This window comes from Roseofilum reptotaenium CS-1145 (genome assembly GCF_028330985.1).
GTDB lineage: Bacteria > Cyanobacteriota > Cyanobacteriia > Cyanobacteriales > Desertifilaceae > Roseofilum > Roseofilum reptotaenium.
In genome coordinates, this window is record NZ_JAQMUE010000080.1 from 175482 (window position 1) to 188452 (window position 12971).

Consider the following 12971-nt stretch of genomic DNA (forward strand, 5'->3'; position numbering starts at 1 on the left):
GTACCGATCGCCAACTGGGTTGATTGAAAGTTATAGGATTTACCAAAGTGTCTCAAGCCAAAACCCCCATTTTAGATGCGCTTCGCCACTATGTGACCCACCCTCACGCTCCGTTTTATACTCCTGGCCATAAGCGGGGAGTCGGTATTTCTCGCCCTTTGGCTGATTTATTTGGGAGTTTGGTCTTTCAAGCGGATTTATCGGAATTGCCCGATCTGGATAATTTGTATGCTCCAGATGGGGCGATCCGAGAAGCCCAAGATTTGGCAGCTCAAGCGTTTGGTGCAAATCGAACCTGGTTTTTGGTTAATGGTTCGACAGTCGGTGTGATGGCTGCGATTTTGGCAACTTGCACCAGTGGCGAGAAGATTATTTTACCCCGAAATATTCATAGTTCAGCGATTTCTGGATTAATTCTCTCTGGAGCGATGCCCATTTTTGTTAATCCTGAGTACGATCCGGATTGGGATATGGTCAATAGTGTTACGCCGATGTCGATCCAGAAGGCGTTGAGCAAACATCCAGATGCGAAGGCAGTGATGATGGTTTATCCAACGTATCAGGGGGTTTGTGGAGATGTGGAGGCGATCGCTCAATTATGCCATGACTCTCATATTCCCTTGATTGTAGATGAAGCCCATGGCCCCCATTTTCACTTCCATCCCGATTTACCTCCTTCAGCTCTATCTTGTGGCGCGGATGTGGCGATTCAATCGAGTCATAAGGTTTTGGGGGCGATGACACAAGCCTCGATGCTACATTTGAAAGGGTCGCGGATCGATCCGGAAGCCATTCGGCGATCGCTCCAACTGCTCCAATCAACCAGCCCCAGTTATTTACTGCTCGCCTCTTTAGACGCTGCTCGTCAGCAAATGGCTCTGCAAGGAGAGAGCTTGATTTTCCAAACCTTACAGTTAGCAGAACGGGCACAACAAAGCCTAAAAACACTTCCCAAATTAAACGTTTTAGAGACCAAAATCAGCAAGGGTTTTCTTGCTTTAGATCCCACTCGCTTAAATGTTAAAGTCACCTCTTGCGGCTTAACCGGTTATCAAGCCGATCGACTTTTACACGATCGCCACGGAGTTATTGCTGAATTACCCTCTGCCCAATCTTTAACCTTTATTATTAGTCTGGGCAACACTCAGGCTGATATCGATCAATTAGTCCAAGGATTAGCCCAAATTTGCCCAACCCAAGGGACTCATGAGTGTTCCTCCGATCCAACAGTACTACAACGATGGCAAGAAGAATGTTTATTTGTCCATCCATCCTCATTTTTAATTAGTCCTGCCCTTTCTCCTCGTCAAGCCTTTTTCTCTCCAACAGAAACCTTACCTTTAGAACAAACAGATGAGCGTATTTGTGCAGAAATCATTTGTCCCTATCCTCCCGGCATTCCCGCAATCATGCCAGGTGAAATGATTAATATGTCAGCGTTGGATTATCTACAACAGGTGTTATCCCTAGGAGGGACGATCGCCGGGTGTAGCGATCCCACCCTGAAAACTTTAAAAGTTGTTAGGCAATAGTAAAGAGGGGAGAATCCAGTACGATAAAATTTGCTTTAGCTTTCTCTCTGATGGTAGGATCACCTTTTATGTCGCTTTGGCCCTTTGTTTCTCCTGGTATCCCTGATGATCTATTTGAGCGGTTACCTGGTATTCCCTTGAGTAAACGGGAGATCCGATTATTATTGATTTCTGCTCTGCGATTGCGTAAGGATTCAATTTTGTGGGACATTGGTGCAGGAACCGGTACAATTCCGGTAGAGACTGGGTTATTGTGCCCTGAAGGACGGATTTTTGCCGTCGAGCGAGACGACGAGGTGGTCAGCTTAATTCGTCGAAACTGCGATCGCTTTGACGTTAATAATGTAGAAATTATTGAAGGGAATGCCCCCGAATGTTTAGAAAACATTCCTCTGCGCCCCCATCGAGTTTGTATGGAAGGCGGACGCTCAGTTAAACAGATTTTAGAAGCCGTCTGGAATTTGTTACTCCCAGAAGGACGGATTGTGGCAACTGCCGGATCGTTAGAAAGTTTATACGCTTTATCTGAAGGGTTTGCCCAGCTACAAGTGAGACATATAGAAGTCGTTCAATCTGGGGTTAATCGTTTGGAAAAACGGGGAATGTATCAAGTTTTTGCCGCCGTCGATCCAGTGTTTATTATTAGTGGGGAAAAACTTGGTTAATGGATATCAGGAAATGTCAACCAACAGGATTTCCGGAATTTAAGAACATTATTTCATAAGAAGACAAGGGGCTAAGGTCCCCTAGCCTCGATTAACTATAAAGTTCCTGCACCCATTCCCACTCCTGAGTTAAGCCTTCTTCTAAAGAGACTTGGGGCTGGTATCCCAGCAATTTCTTGGCTTTGGAAACATCAGCGCTGGTATGACGAGCATCACCCATGGCGCGATCGATGTGGTTTCTACGGATAGGCTGACCAACGATTTTTTCCATCGTATCCAGCACATCCGTCAGTACAACCCGACTCCCTCCACCAATATTAAAAACCTCTCCAACTGCATCAGGAGCTGTTGCAGCCCCTAGATTAGCAGCTACAGCATCTTGAATAAAGGTGAAATCCCTCGTTTGTTGACCATCGCCATAGATATCAATCGCCCGGTCTTCCAACACCGCTTTGTAAAATTTATGGAATGCCATATCTGGCCGTTGACGGGGACCATATACCGTAAAATACCGTAGAGCCGTAAACGGAACCTGAAAATTTTGGTGATATAGCACACATAACCGTTCCGCCGCCAATTTTGTGATCCCATAGGGAGAAACCGGTTGGGGAGCAATGAGTTCTGAAGTCGGAAAAGTTTCCGCATTTCCATACACTGATGAGGTCGAAGCATAAACAAATCGCTTCAACGTCCTGGAATTTTTGGCCGCTTCCAGCATAATCTGAGTCGCATTGATATTCCGTTCCGTATAGGAGCGAAACCCTTGCCCCCAACTCGCACGCACTCCCGCTTGCGCCGCTTGGTGATAAACTACTTCTACATCAGTGAATAAGGAATTCCAATCTAAGGTTTGAATATCTCCTTCTACAAGGGTAAACTGAGGATGAGTTTGAAAACGACTAACATTCCGGCGTTTCAGTGTTGGGTCATAATAATCGTTAAATTGATCGACACCAATGACTTCTTGACCTTGATTGAGTAAGGTTTCGGCTAAGGTGGAACCAATAAAACCGGCTACGCCAGTTACAATTACTTTAGTCATTACCAAGATAATTTTTTGTTCTTATTCCTGCACAATTATAGGAGATGAACTAACCGAGGATCGTTTTCTTAAGGTTTCTCAGTTTCTGTCTCCATTGCGGTTCAGCTTTAGGCGCTGGAGGGTCAGCCGGAGGATTGGGATCGCCGAGATAACGGTAGTATCTCCATAACTCTCTATAAGGACCACCCTGTCTCATGGGACTTCCCGCCCAATGAAGATACATTAATCGCTTCCCTTTATCATATAAAATATGGTCTTTTTCTTCAAAATGTGCCGATCCTGCCCAACTTCCCGGTACTCCTTCTGGTAGCTTCACCAAGTTTAAACGTTTGGGAATTGATTTTAGAACCAGGTAGTTGAGAATGGGTTGGTCCGTGACTTGGGAGGAAAAATCAAAGTATTCTCGATGTTGGCTACACTCTTGCAGGAGTCTATACATCTGCTCTTGAGAAATGGCGGTTTTTTTAGAGGCCCAAAACCCACTATTGAACACATCTTGTAATTCTTCACCCGTAAAGATCTTGTTGTCTTTAACTAAGGGCGAGAAAATATCATTTAATCCTCGACCAGAGTGATGATAATCACAACAAATAAATCCATATTTTGGTAGGTAAGATAGGATATCAGACATCCTTTCAAAGACAATGATATCAGTATCGATATACAGAAAGTCATCTAGGGGGCCGAACCAGGCGACGAGCTTTCGCATTTTATTGGGTAATGCCAGAAAATCGCGATCGAATATCTCAGAAATTTTTATTGTAAATTCTTGTACAAGATTTAAATCAGGAAAAACGCGAACATTATGTTTCTCTGCAAGGATTTGCGCGGTTTCCTGATAATCTTCATTGAAGGGGATCATGTAAACAGTAATACTAGAATCGTACATGCGAATACTGTTTAAGAGGGCGATCGCATTCTCTTTCACTTTATTATTCGCTACAATATAAATTCCTTGGTTCATAATTATTTCCTAGATTTTTTAAGTCCTAATTTACGAAATACTTTCTGCATAAATGTGGGAGGGGGGTTATAGGGTTTAGGTTTACCAACAAACTGTGGTCGATTTTCAGGTTCGTGCAAATAGCGATAGTGTAAGAATAGTTCTCGATAGGGAAAATCTAAGTTTTCCCCAGCACACAGACGAGTAAATACCTTAGAAGAAAGCCCAATATAGTGCAGGTATGTTAACTGTGCCTCTTTATCATAGAGCAAATGATCCCGTTCCATAAAGTGAGGAGAAGTGACGGAACATCCGGTGATCTGTTCTTTCGGGAGGTGTAGGGAAAAGTTGTAAATGTCCAAACCCGATCGCATGGTCATATAATTAAGAACAGATTGATTAGGGGCTGATGGGTATAAAATTTCAGCTTCTCCAGCTTGCAGGTAAGTAACCAGTTCATTTCTTTGCTCAACCGATAATAATCCTCGTTTGGATCCATAAAATCCAGCACAGAAAATCTCTCGATGAATTCGTTCTTGGGGGAAGATTTGAAATAGTTTGGAACTCTCTACATTATAAATATGAGAGGGGTCTTTATACTGGAAATCATAGACAACAAAATCATGATGATTAAGTTCCTCAAAGACGAAATCTAGGGAGTTGAGAACCAATACATCAGCATCAAAGTAGACAAATTTTTCAAACGGACTTTTTGGGTCAAACGCACAGTAGCGACGGTTCATTCCGATACGACGAACTCCCTGAATGCCCTGGGATTCCCACTGTTGTAGGACATTAGGATGAGCTTTCCAGACCTCGTAGGAAAATTCTTCCCAAGGAGCAAAGATATCTGGATCGTTGAGTAATTCTACATTTTTTCTTCGACTAATTTCTGCTTTGACGCGATCTAGGCGATCGTCATAAGCAATAACACAGACGGGTGTATCAGCACCAACATTGACTTCTATACTGTTTAGCAGTGCAACCAGTTGATCGTAAACTACATCATTAGCAGATGTATAGATTCCATGAGTCATAGGATTGAATATACAAGGACATACTAGAGATCCGGCGACCAAAACATTAAGTTTGTCTGGTTTCTTTTGTTTATTGTCACTCATCGAAGATAGTTTTGACAACTATTAACTAGAGTAATTTTGAAAGATCTTAATGGGTGGTTACTTCTTGACAATCGTCTGAATTTATGACATCATTTAATATGGGAATGTCATATACCAATTCATGAAAAAGAAAGTTATCTTCATAATGGGCATTGGTCGTTCAGGATCAACCCTAGTGGAACTAATGCTTGGCAGCCATCCTAAAGCTTTCTCATTAGGTGAAATTAGTAAATTACCTGAAATTCTAGGAAAAACACAACAAAACTGGGCTTGGGCTTCACCAGGTAGCACCTTTTGGCAAGATAAATTCACTGAAACGGAATTAAGGCAGTTAGCATCTGGATTATCAGATCACCGATTACATCAGTATCTCCCTTTGAAAGTTGAGAGAACAGTTCGAGAATGGCTAGGTAACGATCAAATACTGAATCCCTACACTATACTCTTTTCTAAAACAAAAGCTGACATTCTAACTGATTCTAGTAAAACGGTTCATTGGATATCTAATAAACTTAAAGCGAGAGAATTTAGACAGCAGGAGATTGACGCTTATTTGGTATATAATGTTCGTGATGGCCGAGCCGTGCTGAATTCTTATCTACGACTCAAAAAAGATACAGTAGAAGAAATAAGTAACAGATGGGTTACGCTTTTGAAGGAATACCACGAGTTTTATAATCAGTTTCCAGAGAATAAGAAAGTAACCGTTCGCTATGAAGAACTAGTAAGTAATCCCCAAGAAGTTATCAAATCGCTCTGTGATTGGCTAAACCTTGAATTTAGTCCAGATATGGTTGAATATTGGAAGCACGATCATCATCATATTGTGGGAAGTCGGGGCACAAGTGCTTTAATTGCTAAGTATAGAGGACAAACCTCACGAAACCTAGATAGTCATGGCGATTATTATCAAGATCCGGAATTCAGAATCAAATTAGATTTGCGTTGGAAAAATGAATTATCTCCAGAAAATTTGCAAGTATTTAATGCTATTGCTGGAAATTTGAATAAACCCTATGAGTGGGATTAGTGAATTGCTGTTGATGAAAAATAATGGGTTGAAAAATGAGTAAGAGAAAAGTTTTATTTATTATTGGAGCCGGTCACTGTGGTTCCAGTCTACTTGCTCTTATATTAGGGAGTCATCCTCAATGCTTTTCGGCTGGAGAGTTAGGTAACTTGCCGAATCGTTACAGAAAAGGACTGTATCTTGATTGTGTGAACTGTAATTCTGATTTTTGGGATCGAACATTTGGAGACTCAGGTCTGAAACAGTTATCCATTGGATTGGGTGATACTCGCGTCACTCCTTATATCCCCCTAAAGTTAGAGAAAAATATTCGTGAGTTCTTAGGGACAGATCGAGTGTTTAAGCCGTACACCTTCATGTTGGCGCAATTGGGTAAAGAAGTCATTATCGATGCTAGTAAATATTGGGTTTGGGTAGATAGAAAGACGAAAGCCAAAGAGTTTACAGTAGGTGAAGTTGAAGCATACTTGTTAAATTTAGTCAGAGATGGCCGCGCTATTGTCAATTCATATCTAAGGAAATATCCTCAAAGAGACATGGCTACTTTCACTCAAAATTGGATGGACAAAACAAAACGGAGACAAGAGTTTTACCAATCTTTTGACCGAGGGAAGAAAATTGAAGTGGCTTATGAACAGTTAGCAAGCGATCCTCACGTAACAGTCCAGAAGATTTGTGAGTTTCTGGAGATAGAGTTTACGCCAGATATGATTGAATATTGGAAATACGATCATCATGACATTTCCGGGAATGATGGAACTTACTCTCTAGTGAGGCGTTATCAACAGCAAGAAATGCTAGATAAGGTGAAAGAGACTCATGGTGAGTATTATGAAAAGATTGATTTAGGAATCAAATTGGATTTGCGATGGAAAAAAGAGTTGTCAAAAGAAAAACTCGATATTTTTAATTCAATTGCTGGTGAATTCAATCAACCCTATGTATGGGATTAGAAAGTTAAAGACTGTAACCGTTTCTTCATCGCTTCTGCTTTAATCAACCAATAGTGTTGTTGAATGTACATCCATTTGAACAGATTAGGGGATTCTATCCAGCGTTGATAGGTAGGAGTCGCAATATCAGTGAGGAATGCTTTCCAAGAGGAGAGAATGGTTTCAATGCGGGTACTTTGAGCGCGATCGCAACCATTAGCAATCATATCTTTCCGCAACTGTGGATTATCTTTCAAAGTTTTAATGGCAGCGATCGCCTCCTCTAGAGATTTAACCTCAATATAGTCCAGATCGCTGCGCCGTTCTGCTTGAAATGCTGATTCAGCTCCCAAAATGACGGGAACCTCTGCACGCCAAGAGTTATAGAGTTTAGTTGCCGGTTTCCACAGATAGGTTTCAGTTGCTTCAAAGGTACGGACTGCAATTACAGCATCTACATTACTGTAATCATGCCATCGCTCTTTGGGTACAATGTTCCACTGTAGACCCATCTCTGCAAGACTTTGAGACCAGGAGGGATCTTTTAATTCTGGAGCTAAGTTATAACTGATACCAAAATAAGCAATGTTTTCAAAGCGATCGCCGCGATCTCGATCACGAGGAATTAATCCAGGTTGAGACCAAAGCGGAATATAATGGCTATTTTTAACCACTTCAGTCTCCTGTGGATTTTGAACCACATGCATTTGTGCATAAGGATGAGCTGCTTGATCGGCTTTCATACAGACCATCAAGACTTTTGGAATTGGTCTCAATTTATACTTAAAAGAATCTCGATGAGCTAACACAATACCTTCATCTGGAATCGATCCTACTAAGCTACAAGGAAATCCATCGGACTTAAGATGTAAATAAGTTTGCAAAGTCCAACAGTAAATTCCACGGCCAAACCCTTCCCAATAACTCTTAGCATTATTTGGCATATCTTCTAGCCAGTCTGCTTGAGGAAGGTAAAAATAGATGGGAGGTAAGTTATCATAGTTGCTCATGTTCGCTAACTCCTCAACCCTCCAACCACTTCGATAAATCTCGTCCAATCAACTCTTGAAGCTTCAGAATATCCTCCCGATACTCTTCTGTTAGTTCCTTGCGTAGCTTGGGAGATAATTTAGGCTTCCCTAAATTTTGCTGTTTCAGCCTATCAGCAATGCTTTTACGAAACTTCATCGGTAACAGGGTTTTGACTACTGCTTTAACAGGATTCGGTCGATTCAGCAGAGTATTAACTGTCTGATTCTTGGGAACACGAGTAGGGTTATGTTTCTTGCTCACATTAGGAACAAAATTATCATCTACTTCTAAAAATTGGAAAACCTCTTTCATCAGTCCAGTTGGATCTGCAATCAAATCGTCATACAGATACACTCGAATTTGCTTCGCATCGAAAGTATCGAAGTATCGCTTCAACTGAACATAGTAAAATCCCCGGCGTTTATGATGCCATTGAAAGCTCCAATTTTTGGCAATCCTATCCTCTTCTTCTTTCAGAGTTTTAACAAAATCTGGAACCGGTTCTCTCCCATTACTCAAAGAAAATAAAAAATGTGAAAATGCTCGTTCTGCTGGCTGGCGGAGAATTGCAATTAACTTGGCATCAGGAATATAATGATGAATTCTTTGAACTGCTTTTTCACTGTAAATATATGACGTAGATGCTTCTCCTATAGCTTTCTCATCGGTTACCCCTGCAAACAACTCTTGATAGCTGTCCAAATCAGTAATAGCATTCGTCATCACATGATTGCCATTGGGGCCAATACGATTAATATCTTCTCCTTCTAGAGTAAAAAAATCAGGTTCTTTTTGATCCCTAGACGCTGGCATATAGACTTGTGGATGCTGCTTAAGGTAGTAATATAAAGAAGATGTTCCTGATTTAGCTGCGCCAATCAATAAAAAGTTAGGTAGGGTCATGGTTTTATCTCTAAATTTCTATTGTTCATTTAACCAGAATTGGGCAACTTGTTCCCAAGTCTCATTTTTAACTAGATCGGAAAACCGTTCGCGGATCTCTTGCAGTTCTGAAGGATTTCGCATCAGTTCTATAATTTTCCAAGCTACTGCTTCTTGGGTTTCTTTCGTATAAGGATTACCTGGTACTTTAACACAATATTCTTTATCTTTCAGTCCAGCATAATCCGTCGTTACGGGGACAGCACCCACTAGGGCCGATTCTCGCACTGTATTACAATCAAGCTCTTCAAAAGTACATCCATAATAATTAATATTAGAAGTAGCTTTCTCGGCCATAAGCTGTTCGCGACCTACCTTTCCATGTTCAATTACGCCCGGTTGTTGCATCAATGTTTCCATTTTCTGTTTCCAATCTTCTTTGATTTGTCTCGGCCAACCGTAGTAAATATGAAGTTTGGCTTCAGGAATTTCTTGGTGAATTAAGGGCCAGCCGAATTCTAACATTCTTTCTAGACCTCGGATATAATTGGATGCGTAGATGATTTTATAGGGATCTTTGAGTTGTCCACAAAATTTAAGGAAGGAAGAATCGAATCCATTGGGGACAATCGCAATTTGGCGATCTGGAATTTCTGGTAATAAGGATCGATGGAATAAATTTTTACAGAATACTTTATCATAGCCTTTTAGTTTTTCATAGGTCACTTCTTCTGGTAAGAGAACAGAACCTAAATCGAGCCAAACCCGTTTTGCTTTGATCGGGAATTTAATTCGCCAGGCAAACTGCCACATAATGAGTGTATCAAAAGAATCGCAAGGATTGAATTGAGTGTGGTGATAATACTGGACTCCATCATACAATCCTTGTTGAGATCCACAATTATTATAGACAGTAACAGAATAACCTAATTTAATCCATTCACGAGATAAATAGACAATGCGGGCATCTGCACCTCCTAATCCCGTTTTTAGACTTTCTGGAGACCATTCATAATTAGTATCTCCCGTATAGTATACAATAGACTTATCTGGCCATAGTTTAGATTTTAAGCCCTGGTTTATGAGTTTTATTTGTGACTTTACTTTCCCAAGTATTTTTTGATAGATGTTCATGAAACTCATACTTGAATACATCCGTTATGATATAGTTGTAATACTACCAAGTTTTGGTTAGACTCTCCGAAATGATTAAATGTTTTGATCATCCCTTAATTATCCATGCTCATCATAGACCACCCGTTTAGACTAGAGACAGAAAATAAAGAAATCTTCACTATCTCCATGACATAAAGTACGGCCAATGAAAAAAATCAAAGCATGGGTTAAGCAAACACTCCCTAATCTTCAGACTCTTTATAAGAAGATAACTGCTAAAACATGGTCTCCTCATTCAATTGTTTATTATACCGGAAACCACCATGAGGGATTAACTCCAAATAGCTTGAAAACTGGCGCAAGTGGTTCTCATGCGGCTGTTATTTATCTGGCCAGAGAATGGGTGAAGTTAGGACATCAAGTCAGGGTGTATAGCAATTGTGGAGATCAAGAGGGACTTTATGATGGGGTAGAATATGTCAACTATTATAAATTCAATTGGTGCGATCGCTTTGATACTGTGATTATTTGGAGACATTCTACCTTACTACAGTATCCCATTAACGCCAAGAACCTTTGGTTAGATTGGCATGATACTCTAGGCCCAGCCAAAGCTTTTACAACAGAACGATTAGAACCCTTTGATAAAATATTTTCTAAGAGCCATTATCAACGCCGATTATTGCCCCAGTTTAATGATGATAAATTTGTGGTCATTAACAATGGAGTGAGTGAAGAAATTAGCCCGTTATACAATACGCCTAAAACCCCCTATAAATTAATCTATGGCTCGCGCTACTATCGAGGACTAGAGTATATGCTAACTTACGGATGGCCGATTATTAAACAAGAAATCCCTGAAGCAGAACTTCACCTATTCTATGGATTTACCAAGCGAGATAATCACCCTAAACACTCAGAGTGGAGAAAAAAAATGATCGATCTAATAAATCAGCCTGGTGTGTTTGATCGTGGCCGTGTTTCTCAAGATAAGATTCTAGAGGAAAAAGCAAAATCATTGATTCATTATTATGGTTGTACCTATCCAGAAATTGATTGTATTTCTGTTCGTGAATCAGCAATGGTGGGCTGTATTCCAGTCATGACTGATTTAGCGGCTTTAGGTGAAAAACCTTATGGCATAAAGGTTTCTGGAGATCCAGAATCTCAGGAAACGCAAGAAGCAATAGCCTATCAAGTAATTGATTTAATGCGGGCAGACCCGGAAAAATTGCAGTTAATTCGCGAACAGTTTCAGCAATTGGCTCAAGAAGAGACCTGGGCAAAAGTTGCGCCTATTTGGTTGAAAAATCAGTAGAATTAAGTTTAATATTGGATTTTTTTATAGATATGGCTCACTCAACTAGGATGAAATTAATTATCCCCATTGAATATTATAGATCGGGTGGTGTCGAGCGAGTAATTATCTCTCTTATTGAGGAATTTTCTAAGAACATAGAACAAATTATTATCGTTTTACCTAAAAAAGATATTTATTACTTTCAGAAAATACTGCCCTCTTCTGAGTCCATAGTTTACGAATCTTTTGTCCCAACAAAAAATATGCTTTTATCTTTTTTAAGAATTTTAATTTCAGGATCAAAGATATTTAAAATTAAACAATTAGAGAAAAAAATAAAGAAATTCAGAAACCAGCAGTCCAAACATAATGCCCTCAATGGATTAATTGAAAAGTATCAAGCGACCCATTGTTTATATGTTTTAACCAATCGATTAACGCCACCTAACCTCAAAATCCCTTTGGGAATGATCGCTCATGATGTGTTTTGGCGGTTTGCCCCCATGACCTATCCAGAAGATTATGTGAGAGAGTACGATCAAAGTTTGTTAGTATGGCTCAAAAAATCTGATCTTGTTTTTACGGTTTCTGAGAAGACAAAGACTGATATAATATCAGTTTTTCCTGGTTTTTCGTCCAAAATTAAACCCATTCCTAATGCTGGGGTAGCCATTCGTAAGACGGAACGTGATAGAGAGACAACTGTTAACTCTAGCCATCTCATTACATTTTATTTTCCTTCTTCATTTGGAATTTATAAGGATCACTTAACGTTACTGAGAAGCGGGATAAGAGTTGCTCAGAAAAAACTTCAGTTCCAGGTTGTACTTACCGGTAAGGAAACAGATGCTTTAGTCAATGGACGTTTAAGTCTGTCCCAGCAAAGTAGTACTCAAGAATATTCTAATTATTTAAATCAATGCCATCAAGTCTATTCAGAAAATAGAGATGTAATTGAGCAGTACTTTAACGGTTTGGGTTATGGAGAGTATGAACAGGTAGAATATTGGTATCAGCATTGTTCTTGTGTGATTATACCGTCACAATATGAGGGTTTTGGTCTGGCTCTCTCGGAAGCAATTTCAAGAGGTTTACCGGTTATTGCTTCAGATTTAGAGGTATTTCAAGAGCAAGTTAGATTGTATCAGTGTTTTGATCAAGTTGAGTTTTTCCCTCCAGGAGATGCAGAGGCTTTAGCTGCGTGTATGGAAAGATTTGTTCATCATCCTAAGAGTAAGTTGAATCCAGAAAAAACACAAGAAAAACTATCTCTTTGGACTTGGAAGGATGCAGCACAACAGTACATTAGTTTGTTAGAGTCTATTGTTTAGCTTCCAAACCAAGGGAATGATTTTTTGTGTTCTTGTTAGTGCTGT

Annotated in this window: 12 protein-coding genes; 6 read left to right on the forward strand and 6 right to left on the reverse strand. The window is 40.1% G+C overall.

What is annotated here, in order from left to right:
- The first annotated feature begins 47 nt into the window (after window positions 1-47).
- A complete protein-coding gene (locus PN466_RS16765) occupies window positions 48-1532 on the forward strand; it encodes an aminotransferase class I/II-fold pyridoxal phosphate-dependent enzyme (protein WP_271941267.1) in 1485 nt (494 codons plus the stop codon).
- A gap of 68 nt (window positions 1533-1600) precedes the next feature.
- Window positions 1601-2197, forward strand: coding sequence for a precorrin-6Y C5,15-methyltransferase subunit CbiT (gene cbiT, locus PN466_RS16770; protein WP_271941269.1), 597 nt, complete (start codon window positions 1601-1603; stop codon window positions 2195-2197).
- 91 nt (window positions 2198-2288) lie between these two features.
- Here cbiT and PN466_RS16775 read toward each other — a convergent pair whose 3' ends face one another.
- Genes PN466_RS16775 through PN466_RS16785 form a run of 3 tightly spaced genes read right to left on the reverse strand, consistent with a single transcriptional unit; the run spans window position 2289 to window position 5219 of the window.
- Window positions 2289-3239, reverse strand: coding sequence for an NAD-dependent epimerase/dehydratase family protein (locus tag PN466_RS16775; protein WP_271941272.1), 951 nt, complete (start codon window positions 3237-3239; stop codon window positions 2289-2291).
- A gap of 49 nt (window positions 3240-3288) precedes the next feature.
- Window positions 3289-4203, reverse strand: a complete 915-nt coding sequence (locus tag PN466_RS16780) for an Npun_R2821/Npun_R2822 family protein (RefSeq protein WP_271941274.1) — start codon at window positions 4201-4203, stop codon at window positions 3289-3291.
- A gap of 2 nt (window positions 4204-4205) precedes the next feature.
- Window positions 4206-5219, reverse strand: coding sequence for an Npun_R2821/Npun_R2822 family protein (locus PN466_RS16785; RefSeq protein WP_271941277.1), 1014 nt, complete (start codon window positions 5217-5219; stop codon window positions 4206-4208).
- 205 nt (window positions 5220-5424) lie between these two features.
- On the opposite strand from PN466_RS16785, the gene PN466_RS16790 reads away from it, so the two are divergent.
- Both PN466_RS16790 and PN466_RS16795 read left to right on the forward strand, forming a co-directional pair.
- Window positions 5425-6333, forward strand: coding sequence for a sulfotransferase family protein (locus PN466_RS16790; protein WP_271941279.1), 909 nt, complete (start codon window positions 5425-5427; stop codon window positions 6331-6333).
- 35 nt (window positions 6334-6368) lie between these two features.
- Window positions 6369-7286 (forward strand): sulfotransferase family protein, encoded by a 918-nt coding sequence (locus tag PN466_RS16795; RefSeq protein WP_271941280.1) that lies wholly within the window; start codon window positions 6369-6371, stop codon window positions 7284-7286.
- On the opposite strand, the gene PN466_RS16800 is transcribed toward PN466_RS16795, so the two are convergent.
- Genes PN466_RS16800 through PN466_RS16810 form a run of 3 tightly spaced genes read right to left on the reverse strand, consistent with a single transcriptional unit; the run spans window position 7283 to window position 10313 of the window.
- A complete protein-coding gene (locus tag PN466_RS16800; RefSeq protein ID WP_271941282.1) occupies window positions 7283-8275 on the reverse strand; it encodes a hypothetical protein in 993 nt (330 codons plus the stop codon). The two genes, PN466_RS16795 and PN466_RS16800, sit on opposite strands and share 4 nt — an antisense overlap.
- A 13-nt stretch (window positions 8276-8288) precedes the next feature.
- Complete coding sequence (locus PN466_RS16805; RefSeq protein WP_271941285.1) at window positions 8289-9200, reverse strand: sulfotransferase family protein; 912 nt, start codon at window positions 9198-9200, stop codon at window positions 8289-8291.
- Window positions 9201-9218: 18 nt separating this feature from the next.
- Window positions 9219-10313, reverse strand: a complete 1095-nt coding sequence (locus tag PN466_RS16810) for a glycosyltransferase family 1 protein (protein WP_271941288.1) — start codon at window positions 10311-10313, stop codon at window positions 9219-9221.
- Window positions 10314-10500: 187 nt separating this feature from the next.
- Here PN466_RS16810 and PN466_RS16815 point away from each other — a divergent pair, with 187 nt between their 5' ends.
- Together PN466_RS16815 and PN466_RS16820 are read left to right on the forward strand one after the other, a co-directional pair.
- On the forward strand, window positions 10501-11613 hold the full coding sequence (locus tag PN466_RS16815) for a glycosyltransferase family 1 protein (RefSeq protein ID WP_271941290.1): 1113 nt from the start codon (window positions 10501-10503) through the stop codon (window positions 11611-11613).
- Complete coding sequence (locus PN466_RS16820; RefSeq protein WP_271941293.1) at window positions 11595-12926, forward strand: glycosyltransferase; 1332 nt, start codon at window positions 11595-11597, stop codon at window positions 12924-12926. The genes PN466_RS16815 and PN466_RS16820 overlap by 19 nt, the downstream gene beginning before the upstream one ends.
- Window positions 12927-12971: the final 45 nt, after the last annotated feature.